Here is a 17,985-nt window from a genome sequence, read left to right as displayed (position 1 = left end):
AACGAGAAGGTCATCGCCCGCGGTCTGGCCCAGGGCTGCGAAGCCGTCGTCGTCGGCGCCTTCATCGACACGGCCTACGCCGCCAAGGACGGGACCGAACGCACCGCCAAGGAACTGGTGGTGAACCGGCTGACCGTCCTCGACTGGGCCGAGGCCCGCGACCCCGACACCGTCGACGCCCGCGAAACCGATCGCGCCGCCGCCTGATCCTCAACCGAAACCCATCTTCAGGAGACTGACCATGCAGACCCTCACCCTCGAAGGCTATCTGGCCGCCGACCCGTCCATCCTGTCGGCCCAGGGCTCGGGCAAGAAGCGCGCGAGCTTCCGCGTGCTGGAGACCACCCGCTTCCGGCGCGCCGATGGCACGCCGGGCGAACGCACCACCGGCTTCAACTGCATCTGCTTCAACGAGGCGACGGCCGAGAAATACATCGAGGCCTTCGCCCGCAAGGGCAGCCGGGTCGTGATCCAGGGCCATGTCGAGAACGACACCTGGACCGGCAAAGACGGGGTCGAACACTACGATCTGCGTCTGATCGTCGGCGACATTCGTCTGAAGAACCGGCGCGACCGGCCGTCGGCGGACGACGGCGCCGCCGACCGGCAGGTGCAGGAGCCGGCGAGCGGATACGATCTGAACGACGACATCCCGTTCTGATCCGTCGGCGAAAGGCGGAACGGCCCGGCGCGCGAGCGTCGGGCCGTTTCTGTGTGGGGACCGGGAGGATGAAGCGAGGCCGGGCGCGGGCGAGCCGATTGGGCTCGCTGACACCGGAGTTCCGCCATGACCGCCTCCGCCTGGACCGACGACCGCGTCGGTCGTCTCAAGACCCTCTGGCTCGAAGGCCGTAGCGCCGCACAGATCGCGCGCGATCTGGATCACGGCCTCACAAGAAGCGCGGTCCTGGGCAAGGTCTATCGCCTGGGCCTGTCGGCCGCTCGGCCGCCGGCCTCAAGGTCCGCCGGCCTCGCCGCGCCCCCGGTCGCGCGTCGGCCCTGGCCGGCCCGGCCCGCGCCGCCGCCGGGTCCGGCGTCGTGCCCACCGGGCCGGGTGGATGCGCCGTCTCATGGGACGGCGACCATCCTGTCCGTGCGTCGGCGTGATTGCCGCTGGCCCTACGGCGATCCCGGAGACCCCGGCTTCGCCCTGTGCGGCAGGCGGATCGCGAGGGGGGCCTTCTGCGCCGCGCATGCGGAGATCGGCTACCGTCCCGTCCGCCAGAGCGCCGAGAGTCTGATGGCCCTCGCGGGTCTGGACTGAGACGCCGCGTTGCTGAACTCCCCAGTCCGGCGCCATCACGGCGGCCTCGACCCCCGAGGCCGCCGTTGGTCGGCCATCGGCGCCCCCGCGAAGGCAGGGACGAGCTTCAAGAGCCGGGGACTCGTCCACGTGCGCGGCGGACGGGGTCCGCCGCCTTCCAGCACACCGGTCCCGGATGGGCGACGGCGCGCCGTCGCCGGCAAGCGAACCGATGCGTCTTTGTCCGTATCGGCGCGACGGCGCCGAGTTGTGTCCTCGCCCGAAGGCGGGCGAGGACTTGCCCCCACACAACGCCCTCCGATTTGGTCACAGCACCCCGGAAGTCAACGGCTGCGCCGTTCCCCTCCACGGACGGCCAAGCGGCCGCCCGCTCCGGTGACTGCCGGGGACCCCGCTGTGGCCAAAACCGGGGTCGTTGCGCATGGGGCGCTCGACAGTCTCAAGGAATGGTCCAATGACCCGCTTCAACACCTCATCCTCCGCCTTCACCCCGACCTCCGACTCCGCCCTGGGCAACCTGTCAGCCTCCATCGAGGAAGGCGGTCCGCTCCCGACGGACGACGCCCTGGCCCAGCTCGGGCGCGCGCTCATGACCGAGCTTCTGGACGTGATCTCCGACACAGCCCTGGAGGACTTCCAGACGATCCTCGGCGAAGCCCTGATCGGCGCCTTCCATTCGGCGGCCGGGCGGATCGAACGCGACGCGGATAGGGCGCGCGATACGATGCGATCGCTCGATCGGGACTTCGACGGATCGGAAGCGGCCGACGTCGAACTGCAGGACGCCACGGCGAAAGCCCGGGCAGGCGATGCGGCGACGCAGGCCTGCGAACTGATCCGGGACGCGGCGTCGCAAACCTGGACGGTCGCGACCGGAGAGGTCTGGACGGCCTGGCGCGGAACGCGGCGCGGCACCCATCTGACGGCGGCCCAGCTGGAAGCGAAACAGGCGATCCGGGCGATCCGCAACCGGAAATCCGGAGAGGCGGATCCGGGCGGTCCGGTCATCGCCTTCAGAGGGGCTCCGACGGCGGATACCCCGGAAGACGCGGGGCGGATCTTCGACGCCCTGAACTGGGCGAAACAGGAGTGGCCCGACATGGCCCTGGCGACGACCGGGGCGAAGGGCTCCGAGAAGCTGGCGATCAAATGGGCCCAGCAGAAGGGGGTGAAACTGATCCTCGCCCGGGCGGATTTCGACACCCACGGCAAGGCGGCTCCGTTCCGGGCGAACGACGAACTGATCGCGCTCGAGCCTGAGGTCTGCCTCACCCTGGTGCATTCGGTGGATCGGGCGCGGGCGGACCAGCGGCCGTTCGGACCGGCGCTCAACCTCGGACAGAAGGCGATGGAGTCCGGGCTGCGGCATGTCCCCATCCGGGCGCGCGCGGCCTGATCGATCGAGACTGACACCAACGACCCGCTCGGCTTCGGCCGGGCGGGTTTTTGTTTGTCGTCCGGGGCGTTCGAGCGATCGAAGACGGCGCCTCAGGGACGACCAGGCGACGGACCGGGGATGCGATGATGAGGTTTGGTCCGATGTGCGAACCTATGACGGCGGTGTTCGGAAATCTGCGAAAAGGGGCTTATGGCAAGATAAAAGAGGGTGTTGGGCGGTCCGGGTTTTTCGTAGTCTGTCAGCAGGTTAGCGGCGCGCTTGAGACTGTCGGACGACTTGCGGTGAGTTGTCGGTCCTGGGCGGCGTCGGCGGCCTGGTGGGAGGCATGGAATGCTGATCCGTGAAGCCATCCAGTCGCGTCTGTCGGCCGGCGCCGGTCAGGACCCGGAGGCGGTCCAGGTCCGGCTTCCGCTGTCCCTCAAACCCGATCGGGTGAACGTCCGCACCGGCCTGTTGCGGCGGCTGGCCAGCTCGCGGGCGTTCGCGCTGGGGGATCGGTCAGGGGTGCTCAGGGCGGCGCAGGGACGCTCGGGCAGGGCCTTCCGGCTGGACGTTCGCCAGCGGGTGATCGTCAAGGCGCTGGTGTCCCGGCACATCGGCAAGGGCGCCGAGCGGGCGGCGGCCCTGGCGGCGCATGTGAGCTATCTCGGACGCTCGGGAGCCGGGGTCGAAGGCGCGCGGCCGGAGTTCTTCGACCGGGAGACGGACGATGTTCGGCCGGTGGTCGAGACCGGGGGCTGGAGCGAGGACCGGCACCATTTCCGCTTCATCATCTCGCCGGAGCACGGCGACCGGATCGGGGATCTGAAGGGCTATGCCCGCGAGGTCATGGGGCGGGTGTCGGCGGACCTGGGGGAGCCGAATCTGAACTGGGTGGCGATCTGCCATTACGATACTGATCAGCCGCACGCCCATGTGCTCGTGCGGGGGCGGCGAGGTGACGGGCGGGACCTTGTCATCCCGCGCGACTACATCGGTTACGGCTTCCGGGCGCGGGCGCAGGAGGTGGCGCAGGAGCGGCTCGGGGACCTGTCGCGGGTGGAGGCGGAACGGCGCATCTGGAGAGAGACGGAGGCGGACCGGTTCACGGGGTTCGATCGGCGGCTGCTTTCGGCGGTGGACGTGAACGGGACGGTCGAGGACGGCGTGGGGGTGAACGACGCCTGGGCGGCGCTGACCCGGGGACGGTTGCGGCACCTGGAGGGGCTGGGGCTCGCTATTCGGACGGGGCGGCGCTACCGGCTCGACGAGGAGATGGAGACGAAGCTGCGGACGCTGCAGGCGCGGCGGGACATCATCCGGACGCTGAACCAACGACGGCTGGAAGGGGCGAGGGAGGTGCGGCCCTTGGGGACGGAGCGGGTGCGCGGGGTGGTGGTGAAGACGGGGTTTCACGACGAAGCGGGGACGGCGCCGTTTGTGGTCGTGCGGGATGTGGGTGGGATCGAGCACTATGCGCGGGTGAGGACGGGGGAGAGCGCGAGGGTGGGGAGCCGGATTGCGCTGGCGCCGATGGAGAACGGGCTGGCGCAGGTCGTGACGGGGCGGGGGGTCGGTCTATCCATATAGAACCGGATTGCGCGATTGGACGATCGGCGATGCAGGTCAAATGCCGGACGAGGAAAGAGGCAATATATTGCCAGCGGTATAGCACCTTTTCCAAGTTGGCGGGACGGACGACCCATGCGGTATGGATTGGAAGGCCCGCTTGGGGAAAAGCATTTTGAAGTTTCGGACCGCGAGGGGCTGGTCGCAGCAGGCGCTTGCCGGGGAAGCCAATCTCTCGCTGCGTTATCTGGCGGGGGTAGAACGAGGCGAAGAGAACCCCAGCCTGGAGACGATCATTGCAATCGCCGATGCACTCCTGATTAGCCCCGGGCAACTATTCGAATAGACGTGTGGGGCGATGTCTCGCAGCATCGCCAATCCGAGCGCCTAGCATCCAGTCCTGATTTTGCGGACGTTCAGGGTCTGCTGGCTGGACAGGCGCGGCGGCTGGGCGACGGAGGGGCGTACGTCCTTTGGTGACTCATCTCGGCCAATCCGAGAGTCCGCTTTCGGGCTGGATGGGCGCCTCGCCTGATTGTCCGCTTGTTGATCGGGAACCGTCGTCGCAAACCGACCCATTGCGGACATTGGCCACTATTTAGGGGGCCAACCGCAGCCACACCGCCGAAGAAGTGCCTGCCCTGGCCATCGGCCCAGGGGCCGAGCGGGGTCGAGGCTATTTCCCGAACACCTACCACTTCGAGGTAATGATGCATGCCTGGGAATGGAAGGGCTGACCCGGCGACGGTCCTAGCACGATTGAAGACGGCGACGCCGGTCACCAGGGTGCCATGTCGGCGCGACATCGGTTAGGCGGCTGCGCCCGCCGCGGCCGGGCATCGAGTCAGAAGCCGCTCTCGAAGATCGCTTCAAGGCTCACTTCACATCCTGCACATGCACGACGGCCCTTCCCCCCGAAGTCACGACAACGCCGTAGCCCGGCGGCTCATCACTGCGGCTCAAGGACACGCTTGAAGTATCGAGTGAGAAGGCAGGACTGACGGCTTTGAGCGAAAGAGTCGGCGCCGCTGACCATCGCATCACAGCTGTGCGGTGCACGTGGCCGCACAGGATCATCTCGACGTCCGCCCCTTGGAGCGCGTCAGCGAAGTCCGAGGAATTCTCTAGCTTCAGGCGGTCAAGCGCCGGGATGCCGATATCAGCGGGCGGATGGTGCATGAAAATCATCGCCGGCCGATCCCGATCGGCGGCCAGAACCTCGCGGAGCCAGTTGAGGCGAACTTTGCAGAGCTCCCCGGTATGGCGCCCGTTCGCTGCGAGCGTGTCGAGGTAGATCAGTCGAAAGTCCGAGACCGTCTCTGCACGCTGGACAAAGCCGCCGGGTCCGCATTCGTCCGGAAAGTTTCGAAGAAAGGCAGGTCGGTCGTCATGATTGCCCATCAAAAGCCGAGCCGGGATCGGACAGTCCGCCAACAACCCCTTTAGGACCTTGTACGCTTCGACATGTCGAAGCTGGATCAGGTCCCCCGTGATGATCACGCGATCCGCATCCGGGTGCCGGGCCAATGCATGATCGAGGCAGGCCTGGAAGGCGGCGCAGGGGTCACGTCCGAGCGGCCCAGACGAGTTGTCCGCCAGGAGGTGGAGATCTGTGAACCACAACAGCTTCATTGATCGACCTCCCACGCCAGCATCGGCGGCCCCTTGTTAGGATCACGCATTGGCATCACGGGCGCGCAAGACGACCACTGCGCCGATCCACGCCACAAGGCCCAGCGACAAAAACGCCCATCCCCAACTCCCGGGCGCGGTCGTCCATCCCAGGGTCATGCCGAAGACGATCGGCCCGAGAAAGGCGCCGATAAATCCGATGGTGCTGTAGAGCGACATGACCGCGCCTCGGATTTCGTCGTCGGCCCGCTCTACGACCGCCGCCGTCAAAGCGCCGGATTCGGCCGCAGCCAGCCCTCCATAAAGGACGAGCGCCCCTGCAACGACCAATGGCGGCGCCGCTGCCGGCAGGAAACCGATCCAACAGGCCATGAAGCCGGACATCGCCAACACCCCGACGATCCACCTCCGGCGACCGATTTTCAGCGCGACTTCGTTGCCCAGGACGCTGGCCGGCAGGAGGACCAGGGTGAGGGTGGCGGTCAAGAGTGCAGGATTGACGCCGTCGGCCTGGGTGAAGGCGAGAAAGGCTACGGCCCATGACCAGAGCCCGAACAGTTCGAAATTATGCGCGCCGTAGGCCACGGCATAGGCCATCGTCACCCGGTCTCGGAAGATGCGGCCAATCCGCCCCTTGGCAAGAACGCGAGCCGGTCTCGCGAACGTCGGAGGTCCGAACAGCGCCATCAAAGTCGCCGCGAGGAGGGGGCCGAGGGTCGCCAGCGCCAGCGAAAGCCGCCAGCCGTAACGGCTTGCCAGCAGTCCGAGCAAGGCAAAGGACAATCCGGCGCCGAGGGCGTACGAGGCCGTAAAGAAGGCGGCGGCTCTGGCGCGCGACGCGCCGGACAGGGCGTCGGTCAGCCACCGCAAACCAGGCATATAGGTCCCGGCCAAGCCGGCGCCCATGATCAGCTGACAGATGACCGCCGTCCAGAAACCGTCGGCTAGCACGGCAAACCCAAGCGCGCCGGCCGCTGTGGCGAACATCGCGGGCAGATAGATGATGCGCGGCGGGACCCTGTCAGTCAGGCCCACCAACACAGGAACGCTCAAGGCGTAGCCCGCGTAGAAGGCGCCGCTGATCCACCCGGCCTGCGCCGCCGTAAGGGACCAGGACGCCGTGAGGGCCGGAAGGTTGGCGGCGAAAGCGGCATAAGCCGCCATGCCCGAAACCTCGGCGAGACAGACGACCGCGATCAGGCGTCCCGGCCGCGTCACTGAAGCGCCTCGACCGCGCCTTTACACATGCAGAACGATGCACCTATCTCCTGTGCATGATGTCCGTGACCGATGCCGAAGCGCCGACGCGCCAACACGCCGCTGACCGGGCCCTGGCCATGCTCGATACCGCGCTGTTTCGTGCGCTTTGCGAACCGGCTCGCATCGCCATCGTCGCGGTGTTGATCCGTAAGGGGCCGTCCGACATCGGCGCGGTCGCCGACGAGTTGCCACAGGATCGATCCGTGATCTCCCGCCACCTCAGAATTCTGGCGGATGCTGGGGTGGTCGTCGCCCGCAGGAATGGACGACACGTCTTTTACGAACTGGACGGCCCGCAAACCTGCGACCGTCTGGAGGGGATGGTCGAGGAGCTGCGTCGGCTGGTCCCGTACTGTTGTCCCGCGCCCGAATAACGTGAACGGTAGGCCGTTGGCTAAAGCGGATGCATGCATATAGGTGCATTTATGCACCCAATATAGCGATTGTCTATGCCAAGGGTCTTCAACGCCGCGCACCGCTGACCCACTCTATGCACAGGAGGATTTGGGGCGACACTTGGTCCTGCAAATTCCGTCCCGAGCCCTGAAAACTCCGTCCCGATTTTGCACGAAGCGGCCACGCGCGGGTCCGAGGTCTGCGAAGACCGGAGTGACAAAGCGTCGGCTCTAGGTGTTCAGTCCCGGCGTGTGGGGGAATCAGTCAAGCTGATCCTTCATTCCGGGAGGCATTATGGGCCAGATACTCCACGGCAGCGCCACGACCACGCACGCCGTCCGAGCTGCGATACAGCGATCGAAGGCTCCGCTCAAAGAGCTAGCGGCGCGGCACGGGCTCAACCACAAGACCGTCGCCAAATGGCGGAAGCGCGCCTTCGTGCATGACGCGCCGATGGGGCCAAAGACGGTGCGTTCGACCGTTCTGTCGCTTGAGGAAGAGGCGATCGTCGTCGCCTTTCGCAGACATACTCTGTTGCCGCTGGACGATTGCCTCTACGCGCTCCAGGCGACGCTTCCGAACCTGACCCGGTCGTCGCTGCACCGCTGCCTGAAACGCCACGGCATCAGCCGCCTGCCCGAGATCGCCGGCGACAAGCCAGCCCGGCAACCCTTCAAACGCTATCCCATCGGATACTTCCACATCGACATCGCCGAGGTCAGGACCGACGAGGGCAAGCTCCATCTCTTCGTGGCCGTGGACCGCACGTCCAAGTTCGCCTTCGCCCAGCTACATCCCGCCGCAACCGTGCAAATCGCCGCTGACTTCCTCAGAGCCGTGATCGAGGCCGTGCCCTACAAGATCCACACGGTTCTAACCGACAACGGCGTCCAGTTCGGCGACATGCCTCAGCATCGCTCCGGCCCCACCGCTCGCTACAGGGTCCACAAGTTCGACCGCGTCTGCCTCGAGCATGGCGTCGAGCACCGCTTCACCAAGCCCAACCACCCTTGGACCAACGGTCAGGTCGAGCGGATGAACCGGACGCTGAAAGAGGCCACCGTCCGCCGCTATCACTACGACAGCCATCAACAGCTCAGGCAGCACCTCGCCGCCTTCCTCGACGCCTACAACTTCGCCAAGCGGCTCAAGACTTTACAGGGCCTCACGCCCTACGAGGCCATCTGCAAGGCTTGGGCTGACGAGCCACACCGCTTCAGATACGATCCAATCCACCTCACCTCGGGACTGAACACCTAGTCCGTGAATGCTCTAAGCTCGGTTCGGCAGAGGTCGTCCACCCGGCCCTTCTACTTCAAAGGCAAGGCGAGGCGTTTTCAATTGAAGCGGCGTTCGGGCCGAGGAAGGCGTCGATTTCCTTGGCTGTCGCGCGGGCGGTGCGCATGACGCCGACCAAGGTCGCCGAGGCGGTTCCCGTCCATTCGCCGTAACCCACCAACCAAAGCCCCGTCAGGACTGTGGAACGCGTCCCGTCCGTACTGACCCGTCCGCTGTCATCAACGACGCCCAGGGGTTTGAGGATGTCGGTTGCTGGACGGAACCCCGTACACCAGATGACGGCATCGACCGCTGTCTCGGCGCCGTCGGACCAGACGACGCCGTGGGCGGTGAACCTGTCGAAAGGCCGGACGGCGTGCAGCACCCCCCTCGCGCGCGCCTCTTTTACCGGCGGGACCATCACGACATCTCCGAAGCCGCCGGCGGGTAGATCCACCGACCGTCCTTCCTGCGCCGCGCGCCATCGCTCGGTGGCCCGCTGAAAGAGCACGCGTCCGTCCACATCGTCAGGCAGGAACATCGGCGGCTGCGGCGTCACCCAAGTCGCGTCGGCGACCTGCGACACCTCGGCCAAGATCTGAGCCCCGGAGTTGCCGCCCCCGACCACAAGCACGCGTTTCCCAGCGAACGGCTCTGCATTGCGATAGGCGGCCGAGTGAAGCTGCACGCCTTGAAAATCATCACGGCCAGGATAGTCCGGCACGAACGGCTTGCGCCATGTCCCCGTCGCCGCGACCAGAGCGCGCGACCGCCTCGGACCCTTGTCTGTTTCGACGACGAAGCCGCCGTCGTCGCGCGTAACAGAGAGGATTTCCACGGGTCTTTCGACCGGCAAGCCGTATCGGCCCTCATAGTCCGCCATATAGGCGAGCACCGTATCACGGTAAGGGTAGGTTTGGCCCGCACTCTGCGGCATCTGCCATCCCGGCAGCGAACTCCACTCCGCCGGGGAGAACAGATGCAGCGAGTCCCAGCCGTGCCGCCAGGCTCCGCCCGGTCCCGCTTCACCGTCAAGGATGGCGAAGGACCTGCCGGTGCGGCGCAGGAAGTAGCCTGTCGCCAAGCCCGACTGCCCGCCCCCCAGGACAAGGACGTCCAGGAGACCGCTCACAGCGTCAACCGGATCGCCAGCGCCGCCAGGGTTACGGCCAGGACGGGAATAGTCAGCACCATCCCGACCTTGAAATAATAGCCCCAACCGATACGCACGCCCTTCTTGGCGAGCACATGCAACCACAACAGGGTCGCCAAGGAGCCGATCGGCGTCATCTTCGGACCCAGGTCGCTGCCGATGACATTGGCGTAGATCATGGCCTCCTTGACCGGACCCGTCGCGGAAGAGGCGTCGATCGACAACGCCCCGATCAGGACGGTCGGCATATTGTTGGCGATGGCCGACAGGAAGGCGGTCAGGAAGCCGGTCCCGAAGGCCGCCGTCCAGACGCCGCCCTCTGCGAAACGATTGAGCAGGCCGGCGATGTGATCGGTGAGGCCAGCGTTTCGCAGCCCATAGACCACCAGATACATGCCGATCGAAAAGATCACGATTTGCCAGGGCGCCTCGCGCAGCACCTTGGTCGTGCTGATCGTCGGCCCTCGTCCGGCGACGATGAGCAGGATGACAGCGCCCACGGCGGCGACGGCCGAAACAGGGACGCCCATCGGCTCGAGGGCGAAGAAGCCGATCAGCAGAAGCGCCAGGACCACCCAGCCTGCGACAAACGTCGCCCGATCCTTGATCGCCGTCGCCGGCAAGGCCAGGCGATCCACCTCATAGGCCGGCGGGATGTCGCGCCCGAAGAACAGCAGCAACACGGCCAGGGTGGCTGCGATCGCCGCCAGATTCACCGGGATCATCACAGAGGCGTAGTCGCCGAAGCCAATGTCGAAGAAGTCGGCCGAGACGATATTGACCAGGTTGGAGACCACCAGCGGCAGGCTGGCCGTATCGGCGATGAACCCGGCCGCCATGACGAAGGCCAGGGTGGCCTTTGGCCCATACCCCAAGGCCAGCAGCATGGCGATGACGATGGGCGTCAGGATCAGGGCCGCGCCGTCATTGGCGAACAGGGCCGCCACCGCGGCGCCCAGGAGCACAAACAGCACAAAGAGCCGTCGCCCCTGGCCGCCACCCCACCGCCCAACGTGGAGCGCCGCCCATTCGAAGAACCCCGCCTCGTCGAGCAGGAGACTGATGATGATGACGGCCACGAAGGTCGCCGTCGCATTCCAGACGATGTTCCAGACCACCGGAATGTCGCCCAATGACACCACGCCCAGCAACAGCGCGACAGCCGCGCCGCCCAGTGCGCTCCAGCCAATCTGCAGACCCTTGGGCTGCCAGATCACCAGGGTGATGGTGGCGATGAAGATCAGAACCGCGAGGATCATGTTGAAGCCTTCTTGGAGTCGATAGACCAGGCGTTGAAACGTCGGGCCCGCACGGGCGGTGCGGGCGCCTCGGCGCAGAGGGAATTCTCATCATTCATCGCTTGCCTCCGCACCTCGCACCGCCTCCGGAGACCTGCGTCGTCGGCGACGATTTCGTCAACCTGCCCGGATAGCCGGAGATGAGCCGGTGTGACGCCCACGGCGAGGCGCGCCGCCGATCAGTCTTGGACCTGGGTGATCGCTTCGTCTTCGTCCTCGCCCGCGCCCGCGCGCAGGGCGTGAACCATGATGTGATAGATCAGGTTTTGCTCGATCGTTCCGGACAGCAGATGAGCCCAAGGTCCAACGCCTCGCGCAGCGACATCCTCGCCGCCATGGGCGGCTGACCGCATTGGCACCAGTGCCGGATGGGGCGTCTGGTCATGCGCCTCGTCGGCGAAGTCCGCACGCGAACCGTCGACGGCGCCGGGTCCGCTCGCATAGCTGAGAATCGCGTAACCCTTGCCGTCTGAAGCGATCGAGCGGGCGCCGTCGACCCGCGTCACCGATCCGAGAATCGGCGCTTCGCGGGGCGGATAGCCGCTGATCGTCAGATTATGACTGTGGTCGGCGGTGACGATCACCAGAGTGTCCGACGTATCGACCATCTCCAGGGCGGCGGCGACGGCGTCATCGAGCGCGACCGTATCCGCAAGGGCGAGATCGGCGCGGCCCACATGGTGAGCGTGGTCGATGCGCCCGGCCTCGACCAGGAGCACATAGCCCTTGTCCTGCTGCTGCAGCGCCGCGATCGCCTTTTGCGTCATCTCCGCGAGCGAAGGCTCCCCGCCGACATCCTGATCGCGTTCGGCCTCATATTTCATATGGTCCGGCTCGAAGAGCCCCAACAGAGGCGCGCCTCCTTCCGGCGTCGCCGCCTCAAACTGCGCATGATTCCAGACGTAGCTTCCGGTGGGATGTTTGAGCTTCCACTCTGCGATCAGATCCCGCCCGTCCTGCCTCAGGCCTCGCGCCTGCGGGTCTTCGGGATCGGCTGCAGTCTCGGGCAGAAAGGCGGCGCGGCCGCCGCCGAGGACGACTTCAAAGCCGTCGCCGTGGGGCCAGGCGATCAGCTGGCTGGCGATATCCTTGCATCCCGCCGCGACGGCGGCGGCCGGCAGTTCCGCGTCGTGTTCCCAGTCCCGCTGCGGCGTGTGGGCATAGGCGGCCGCCGGCGTGGCGTGGGTGATGCGCGCTGTAGAGACGATCCCCGTGGCCAGACCCGCCGCCTCGGCGGTTTCGAACAGGGAGACGGCGCCATGACCCACAGAGCCCGCACAGTCGTCGACCGCCACCGTGTGATCCACCCCCACCGTATCATTGCGGGCCTTCACTCCGCTCAGCAGCGCCGTGGCGCTGGGCGCCGAGTCTGCAACCAGACTGTCATGAGAATAGGTCCGAACCAGACCGGCGTAGGGCAACCGGTCCATAGTCGTCCAGGTCGAGGCCCCATCGACGCCCCGGCTTTGGCCTTGGAAAATACGCGCCGCTGTGAGGGTGCTCGTCCCCATCCCGTCGCCGACAAACAGAATAATGTTGCGAGCGCGGTCGGTGTTGGGTGTGACCACAAGGCGCGTCGCCAGATCGGCCTGGGCGGCGATGAAATAGGCGTCGGACGACTGAGCGGGCTGACTCATCGCCGTCTGAGCCGACAGGGCGGGAGCCATAAGCCCCACGAAGAAAATGGCGCTGGACACAGACTTCATCGGACATCTCCTGGTTCCCAGCCGTCATAGCGGCGAGCCCTCGGATATCAATCCATAATTCCGGATTTCCAACATTTTGGAAATTTGTCACAAAGTCTTGCTAAGCCTGTATTCAGCAAAGGAGATTGATCATGACGCCTCGGACCATTCTGACAAGCCTGGCCGCCGCCGCCCTGTTGACCGGATGCAGCGACGGCGCATCAGGCGAGCGGGCGCGCACCCAAATCTGGGCGGTCGGTTCATCGACAGTCTTTCCGTTCACCACGCGGGTGGCTGAAAACTTTGGACGCAACGCGCCTGGCGGCGCCCCTCGCGTCGAGTCGATGGGGACCGGAGGAGGCATACAGGCGTTCTGCGCCGGGATCGGCCCTCAGACGCCAGACGTCGCCAGCGCTTCCCGTCCGATGACGTCCGGCGAGTTCGAACGCTGCAAGACCAACGGCGTTGTGGACATCGTCGAGATCAAGATCGGTTATGACGGCATCGTCGTCGCCACGGCCCGTGACGGCTCGGACTATGATCTGCGCATCCAGGACCTTTATCTCGGCCTCGCCAAGGAAGTCCCGGAAGGCGCCGGCTTCCGCGCCAACGCGGCCACCACATGGGCCGACGTGAATCCCGCACTTTCAACCGATCGCATCCAGGTTTACGGCCCACCCCCGACGTCCGGCACGCGAGACGCCTTCCTTGAACTCGGCATGTCCGCAGGCGCCGAAAAAATCCCAGCTCTAGCCGCGCTCAAAGCCTCGGACGAGGATCGTTTCGAAGCCGTGGCGCATACGCTGCGTGAGGACGGCCACTGGATCGACTCGGGCGAGAACGACAACGCCATCGTCCAGACCCTGACCCGTACGCCTCGCGCGCTCGGCGTCTTCGGCTTCTCCTTCCTCAATCAGAACGCCTCGTCCGTGAAGGCGGCGTCGATCGATGGGGTCATGCCGTCGATCGAAACGATCGCCGACGGCTCGTACCCTCTCGCGCGCAGCATGTTCATCTACGTCAAGAAGGCCCACGTCGGCGTCACACCGGGGCTGCAAGACTTTGTGCGTGAATATCTGTCTGACGGCGCCATGGCGCCCAGCGGCTATCTCGCCGACCGCGGCATGATCCCCCTGCGTGCCGACGACCTGGCCGCGCAACGGGCGCTGGCGACTTCGATGACGCCCATGACCGCGCCTTCCACCGCAGACTAAGCGGGGGACGCCATCTTGACGCCAACGCCATTTCCACTAAATTGGAATTATGGAATCCGAACCCGCTATCCTGGCCCTCGCGGCCTTGGCGCAATCGACGCGGCTTGATGCGTTGCGCCTTCTCGTCCGGCATGAGCCGGACGGGATGGCGGCAGGCGAAATCGCCGACACCCTGGCCGTGCCCGCCAATACCATGTCGGCCCATCTCGCCGTGCTGGCCCGCGCCGGCCTTATCACCTCCATTCGGCGCAGCCGTTCGATCATCTATCGGGCCAATCTGGATCGACTGCGGGAGCTCGTGCTGTTCCTGCTCAAGGATTGCTGCGAAGGCCGCGCGGACCTGTGCCAACCTCTTCTGGCCGAACTGGCCCCTTGCTGCGATTGAGCCCCCAATGGACGTTGTCATCTATCACAACCCCGCCTGCGGGACGTCCCGCAACGCGCTCGAACTGGTCCGCCACCTCGGCATAGAGCCCCACGTCATAGAATATCTGAAGACCCCGCCCAGCCGGGCCCTGGTCGCCCAACTGGTCGAACGGATGGGCGTTTCGGTGCGCGACATCCTGCGCGAGAAGGGCACCCCCTATGCCGAACTGGGCCTGGGCGACGCAGGCCTGTCGGACGACCAGTTGCTCGACGCTATCGAAGCGCATCCCATACTGATGAACCGTCCCATCGTGGTGTCGCCCAAGGGCGTGAAGCTGTGCCGACCGTCCGAGGTGGTGCTGGACCTGCTGCCCGACGAGGGGTTGAAACCCTTCACCAAGGAGGATGGCGAAGTCGTCATCGACGCCGACGGGCGCCGCGTGCGCGGATGAGCCGCCTTCGCGATCTGCCTGATGTCGACCATCTGCCGGCGCTCGATCCGGCCTATCTTTCGAATACCCCGGCGCTGGGCCTCGGCGCCGGCGATCCGCCGCCCCGCATCCTGCTGCTTTATGGCTCGCTGCGTGAGCGGTCCTTCTCACGTCTCTGCGTCGAGGAGGCGGCCCGTCTGCTGCGCCGCATGGGGTGCGAGATCCGCATCTTCGATCCGTCAGACCTGCCCCTGACCGACCAAGTGGCGGGCGACGATCATCCCGCCGTGCATGAGCTGCGCGAGCATGCCCTGTGGTCCGAGGGCATGGTCTGGTGCAGCCCGGAACGCCACGGCCAGGTCTCCGGGATCATGAAGCTCCAGATCGACCACCTGCCATTGAACATGGGCGGCATGCGCCCAACACAGGGACGGACCCTTGCGGTCATGCAGGTGTCCGGCGGTTCGCAGAGCTTCAACGCCGTCAACACCCTGCGCCTGCTCGGGCGCTGGATGCGGATGATCACCATCCCCAACCAGTCCAGCGTCGCCAAGGCCTTCATGGAGTTCGACGACGCCGGACGCATGAAGCCGTCCGCCTACTATGACCGCATCGTCGATGTGATGGAGGAGTTGGTCCGGTTCACCATCCTCACCCGGCCGCACGCGCAGCGGCTGGTGGACCGGTATTCCGAACGCAAGGCGGCCGGAACCCCGATCGACGCCGCCGCCGACCTCTCAGCCATCGCCATCCGCTAGTTCAAGCCGCCCGGAGCCGCCCATGCCTGCCTCGTCCGATCGCAAATACTCGGTCCTGTTCCTGTGCACCGGCAACTCAGCACGATCGATCATCGCGGAATCCGTTCTGCGCAAGATCGGAACCGATCGCTTTGAGGCTTTCTCCGCCGGCTCGACGCCGAAAGGTCAGGTTCATCCCATGGCCTTGAAGGTTCTGTCTGATCATGGCTATCCGACCGAGGGCCTGCGCTCAAAAAGCTGGGACGAGTTCGGAGCGGACAGCGCGCCTCCCATCGATATCGTCATCACCGTCTGCGACAACGCCGCGGGCGAGGTCTGCCCCGTCTGGCCGGGGCATCCCATCTCAGCGCACTATGGTCTCGACGATCCGGCCGCCGTTGCCGGAACTGACATCGAAACCGAACGGGCGTTCGGGAGGACGTTGAAGGAGCTGTTGGCGCGGATCAGCCTCTTGGCGCAGCTCCATGTGGCGAACTTGGACCGCATGGCGTTGCGCAGCAGCGTGCAATCGATTCACGATCAGATGAGGCGGCCCGCCGCAGAAGACTGATGTCGCCCAAGCGGAGGTCTCGCCGCCGGACATGGTTTCAGGCGCGCCCTCCGCGTGCCTTTAACCTTTGCCAAAGGAGGCAGACGTGACTGCTCATTCCCTCGGACCGCACAGACCCCGGCAACGCCCGGGACGGAAGCAGGAGCGCTCCTGAGCGCGACACTCGTCGAGCCGCTGAGGCGCGGGGGGAGGCAGGCTGGTCCTTGGCGGCCGGTCGTTGAGATTGGGATGTCTCCTTTCCGCAGGTGGTCCAATGACCGTGTGTGGACGCCCCTTCGGAAGCAAGCGGTTTTTCGAGGATAGTGCGCGCAGGTTCAGGTGCTTCCGTGTGTCCGGCCTGTTGATGCGGCTGTTCACACGCCGCTGGCCTGTATGGAGTTCGCGCACCGGGTCCACGTCGCTTTTGCGCGCTCGAGGCGCATCGGACATTTCTGGTTTTCCCGGCGCCGTCTCATGGACCGTTGCGCCATACGTCTCGTCTGACCTTCCTGCCTCCTCCTGACGCCTCAGGCCATCACAGCGCTTAGGCTGTGGCGGCCGGAGCTCTGTAGGACCCGCCGTGCGCCATCAGCGCCCAGACGATCCTCGCGATCTTGTTGGCCAGCGCCACGGTGACCAGCATGCGCGGCTTCCTGGCCAGCAGTCCGGCCAGCCACGGGCTAGCCCGGGACGGCTCTCGCGCCGCGACTTTGGCCGCCGAGCTGGCGCCCAGGATCAGCAGTCGTCGCAGACTGCGCTCGCCCATCTTGGAGATGCGGCCAAGCCGCTCCTTGCCGCCGCTGGAGTGCTGCCGTGGCGTCAGCCCGACCCAGGCAGCGAAGTCGCGGCCCCGCCTGAACGTGCTCGCCGGCGGCGCCAGCGCGACCAGGGCGGTGGCGACGATCGGCCCGATCCCCGGGATCGTCATCAGGCGCATGGCGACAGGGTCAGCCTTCGACCGCGCGGCGATCTCGCGATCGAGCAGGGCGATCTTAGCTTCAAGTTGCTGCAGGCTCTGGGCGACGATCTCTAGGATCGGGCGGGCCTGGTCCGGTAGGCCGCTCGTCGGATCCTGCGTTAGCTCGATGAGCCGACTGACGTGCCCGGGCCCTTGGCGCACGACGAAGCCGAACTCGGCCAGATGGCCTCGGAGGGCGTTGATCAGCTGGGTGCGCTGGCGGACCAGAAGATCGCGTGTGCGGAAGACGACCGCGGCTCCTTGGGCTTCGGCGCTCTTGGGCGCGACGAAGCGCATCGTCGGTCGCTGCGCCGCCTCGCAGATCGCCTCGGCATCGGCCATATCGTTCTTCTGCCGCTTTACGAACGGCTTCACGTACGACGGCGGGATCAGCCGGGTCTCATGCCCCAAGGCGGCGATCTCCCTGCTCCAGAAGTGCGCGCCGGCGCAGGCTTCCATCGCTACCAAGCACCGCGGCTGGCCGGCGAAGAACGCCAGCAGCTGGTCGCGTCGCAGCTTCTTGCGGAAGACCACGGCGCCGGACGAATCTGCGCCGTGCGCCTGAAAGACTGTCTTGGCCAGGTCCAGGCCGATGATGCTAACTTCACCCACGGACGCCTCCTTCAAGGGGTGTGCTCAACACCTCCACTTTGGCACTTAGATGCCGTCAGGGGGCGTCCACCCCATCGCTTACGACCCGCCCTGAGCGGAGATTGGCGCGGGCGCCGCCGGACGTCTAGAACTGACCTTTCGCAACGTCCGCTGCCCGAAAAGCGCTCGCCTCGGTCCTGGAGGGCGTTCTTAAGACGTGCCCTA

18 protein-coding genes and 1 pseudogene are annotated in these 17,985 nt (G+C 65.9%); 13 read left to right on the top strand and 6 right to left on the bottom strand.

Translation table 11 applies throughout. The annotated features are described in order from the left end of the window. The 6 genes and pseudogenes from Q0588_RS08670 to Q0588_RS16040 all read left to right on the top strand — a co-directional run. Window positions 1-207 (top strand): annotated as a pseudogene (locus Q0588_RS08670) (hypothetical protein); the annotation flags it as partial. A 34-nt stretch (window positions 208-241) separates the two neighbouring features. After that, window positions 242-661 carry a single-stranded DNA-binding protein gene (locus tag Q0588_RS08665; protein WP_292097864.1) on the top strand — a complete coding sequence of 140 codons (420 nt, stop codon included), beginning with the start codon at window positions 242-244 and terminating at the stop codon, window positions 659-661. A gap of 126 nt (window positions 662-787) precedes the next feature. Further along, entirely contained in the window at window positions 788-1,264 is a 477-nt protein-coding gene (locus Q0588_RS08660; protein ID WP_298745554.1) for a GcrA family cell cycle regulator, read from the top strand. Between the two features lie 454 nt (window positions 1,265-1,718). Next, complete coding sequence (locus Q0588_RS08655; RefSeq protein ID WP_292097868.1) at window positions 1,719-2,660, top strand: DUF2493 domain-containing protein; 942 nt, start codon at window positions 1,719-1,721, stop codon at window positions 2,658-2,660. Window positions 2,661-2,993: 333 nt separating this feature from the next. Beyond that, window positions 2,994-4,232: a DUF3363 domain-containing protein gene (locus Q0588_RS08650; protein ID WP_298745553.1), complete on the top strand. Its 1,239-nt coding sequence runs from the start codon at window positions 2,994-2,996 to the stop codon at window positions 4,230-4,232. A gap of 121 nt (window positions 4,233-4,353) precedes the next feature. Then, the gene (locus Q0588_RS16040) at window positions 4,354-4,557 is read left to right on the top strand and encodes a helix-turn-helix transcriptional regulator (protein WP_366872782.1); all 204 of its coding nucleotides are present in this window, start codon (window positions 4,354-4,356) and stop codon (window positions 4,555-4,557) included. Window positions 4,558-5,087: 530 nt separating this feature from the next. On the opposite strand, the gene Q0588_RS08645 is transcribed toward Q0588_RS16040, so the two are convergent. Further along, window positions 5,088-5,843, bottom strand: a complete 756-nt coding sequence (locus Q0588_RS08645; protein ID WP_298745552.1) for a metallophosphoesterase — start codon at window positions 5,841-5,843, stop codon at window positions 5,088-5,090. Between the two features lie 42 nt (window positions 5,844-5,885). Next, window positions 5,886-7,061 (bottom strand): MFS transporter, encoded by a 1,176-nt coding sequence (locus Q0588_RS08640; RefSeq protein WP_298745550.1) that lies wholly within the window; start codon window positions 7,059-7,061, stop codon window positions 5,886-5,888. 65 nt (window positions 7,062-7,126) lie between these two features. Between Q0588_RS08640 and Q0588_RS08635 the strand changes: the two genes are divergently transcribed. After that, window positions 7,127-7,477 carry a metalloregulator ArsR/SmtB family transcription factor gene (locus tag Q0588_RS08635; RefSeq protein WP_298745548.1) on the top strand — a complete coding sequence of 117 codons (351 nt, stop codon included), beginning with the start codon at window positions 7,127-7,129 and terminating at the stop codon, window positions 7,475-7,477. A gap of 316 nt (window positions 7,478-7,793) precedes the next feature. Next, window positions 7,794-8,759 carry an IS481 family transposase gene (locus Q0588_RS08630; RefSeq protein WP_298745546.1) on the top strand — a complete coding sequence of 322 codons (966 nt, stop codon included), beginning with the start codon at window positions 7,794-7,796 and terminating at the stop codon, window positions 8,757-8,759. A gap of 55 nt (window positions 8,760-8,814) precedes the next feature. Here the strand turns inward: Q0588_RS08630 and Q0588_RS08625 are convergent, their stop codons facing one another. The 3 genes from Q0588_RS08625 to Q0588_RS08615 form a co-directional block, all read right to left on the bottom strand. Next, entirely contained in the window at window positions 8,815-9,909 is a 1,095-nt protein-coding gene (locus Q0588_RS08625) for an ArsO family NAD(P)H-dependent flavin-containing monooxygenase (protein WP_298745544.1), read from the bottom strand. Next, the gene (locus Q0588_RS08620) at window positions 9,906-11,189 is read right to left on the bottom strand and encodes an arsenic transporter (protein WP_298745542.1); all 1,284 of its coding nucleotides are present in this window, start codon (window positions 11,187-11,189) and stop codon (window positions 9,906-9,908) included. Before Q0588_RS08620 ends, Q0588_RS08625 begins: the two co-directional genes overlap by 4 nt. 218 nt (window positions 11,190-11,407) lie before the next feature. Then, window positions 11,408-12,934, bottom strand: a complete 1,527-nt coding sequence (locus Q0588_RS08615) for an alkaline phosphatase (protein ID WP_298745540.1) — start codon at window positions 12,932-12,934, stop codon at window positions 11,408-11,410. A 131-nt stretch (window positions 12,935-13,065) separates the two neighbouring features. Between Q0588_RS08615 and Q0588_RS08610 the strand changes: the two genes are divergently transcribed. The 5 genes from Q0588_RS08610 to Q0588_RS08590 are packed head-to-tail and all read left to right on the top strand — an operon-like array spanning window position 13,066 to window position 16,232. Next, complete coding sequence (locus tag Q0588_RS08610) at window positions 13,066-14,127, top strand: substrate-binding domain-containing protein (RefSeq protein WP_298745539.1); 1,062 nt, start codon at window positions 13,066-13,068, stop codon at window positions 14,125-14,127. A 49-nt stretch (window positions 14,128-14,176) separates the two neighbouring features. Then, window positions 14,177-14,512, top strand: coding sequence for a metalloregulator ArsR/SmtB family transcription factor (locus Q0588_RS08605; RefSeq protein WP_298745538.1), 336 nt, complete (start codon window positions 14,177-14,179; stop codon window positions 14,510-14,512). A 7-nt stretch (window positions 14,513-14,519) separates the two neighbouring features. Beyond that, window positions 14,520-14,945: an arsenate reductase (glutaredoxin) gene (gene arsC, locus Q0588_RS08600; RefSeq protein ID WP_298745537.1), complete on the top strand. Its 426-nt coding sequence runs from the start codon at window positions 14,520-14,522 to the stop codon at window positions 14,943-14,945. After that, a complete protein-coding gene (arsH, locus tag Q0588_RS08595; RefSeq protein ID WP_298745536.1) occupies window positions 14,942-15,682 on the top strand; it encodes an arsenical resistance protein ArsH in 741 nt (246 codons plus the stop codon). The genes arsC and arsH overlap by 4 nt, the downstream gene beginning before the upstream one ends. Window positions 15,683-15,704: 22 nt before the next feature. After that, window positions 15,705-16,232 carry an arsenate reductase ArsC gene (locus Q0588_RS08590; RefSeq protein ID WP_298745535.1) on the top strand — a complete coding sequence of 176 codons (528 nt, stop codon included), beginning with the start codon at window positions 15,705-15,707 and terminating at the stop codon, window positions 16,230-16,232. A 523-nt stretch (window positions 16,233-16,755) separates the two neighbouring features. Here the strand turns inward: Q0588_RS08590 and Q0588_RS08585 are convergent. Further along, window positions 16,756-17,781 (bottom strand): IS110 family transposase, encoded by a 1,026-nt coding sequence (locus Q0588_RS08585; RefSeq protein ID WP_298745533.1) that lies wholly within the window; start codon window positions 17,779-17,781, stop codon window positions 16,756-16,758. Window positions 17,782-17,985 lie beyond the last annotated feature (204 nt).

The sequence above is a fragment of the uncultured Brevundimonas sp. genome (assembly GCF_937870815.1).
Classification (GTDB): domain Bacteria; phylum Pseudomonadota; class Alphaproteobacteria; order Caulobacterales; family Caulobacteraceae; genus Brevundimonas.
This window is presented reverse-complemented; position numbering and strand designations above follow the sequence as displayed.

Excerpts from the sequence above, each read along its gene's own strand:
- Q0588_RS08665 (WP_292097864.1), top strand. The coding sequence starts at position 242 with ATGCAGACCCTCACCCTCGAAGGCTATCTGGCCGCCGACCCGTCCATC.
- Q0588_RS08660 (WP_298745554.1), top strand. The coding sequence starts at position 788 with ATGACCGCCTCCGCCTGGACCGACGACCGCGTCGGTCGTCTCAAGACC.
- Q0588_RS08655 (WP_292097868.1), top strand. The coding sequence starts at position 1,719 with ATGACCCGCTTCAACACCTCATCCTCCGCCTTCACCCCGACCTCCGAC.
- Q0588_RS08650 (WP_298745553.1), top strand. The coding sequence starts at position 2,994 with ATGCTGATCCGTGAAGCCATCCAGTCGCGTCTGTCGGCCGGCGCCGGT.
- Q0588_RS16040 (WP_366872782.1), top strand. The coding sequence starts at position 4,354 with ATGGATTGGAAGGCCCGCTTGGGGAAAAGCATTTTGAAGTTTCGGACC.
- Q0588_RS08645 (WP_298745552.1), bottom strand. The coding sequence starts at position 5,843 with ATGAAGCTGTTGTGGTTCACAGATCTCCACCTCCTGGCGGACAACTCG.
- Q0588_RS08630 (WP_298745546.1), top strand. The coding sequence starts at position 7,794 with ATGGGCCAGATACTCCACGGCAGCGCCACGACCACGCACGCCGTCCGA.
- Q0588_RS08620 (WP_298745542.1), bottom strand. The coding sequence starts at position 11,189 with ATGATCCTCGCGGTTCTGATCTTCATCGCCACCATCACCCTGGTGATC.
- Q0588_RS08615 (WP_298745540.1), bottom strand. The coding sequence starts at position 12,934 with ATGAAGTCTGTGTCCAGCGCCATTTTCTTCGTGGGGCTTATGGCTCCC.
- Q0588_RS08610 (WP_298745539.1), top strand. The coding sequence starts at position 13,066 with ATGACGCCTCGGACCATTCTGACAAGCCTGGCCGCCGCCGCCCTGTTG.
- Q0588_RS08605 (WP_298745538.1), top strand. The coding sequence starts at position 14,177 with ATGGAATCCGAACCCGCTATCCTGGCCCTCGCGGCCTTGGCGCAATCG.
- arsC (WP_298745537.1), top strand. The coding sequence starts at position 14,520 with ATGGACGTTGTCATCTATCACAACCCCGCCTGCGGGACGTCCCGCAAC.
- arsH (WP_298745536.1), top strand. The coding sequence starts at position 14,942 with ATGAGCCGCCTTCGCGATCTGCCTGATGTCGACCATCTGCCGGCGCTC.
- Q0588_RS08590 (WP_298745535.1), top strand. The coding sequence starts at position 15,705 with ATGCCTGCCTCGTCCGATCGCAAATACTCGGTCCTGTTCCTGTGCACC.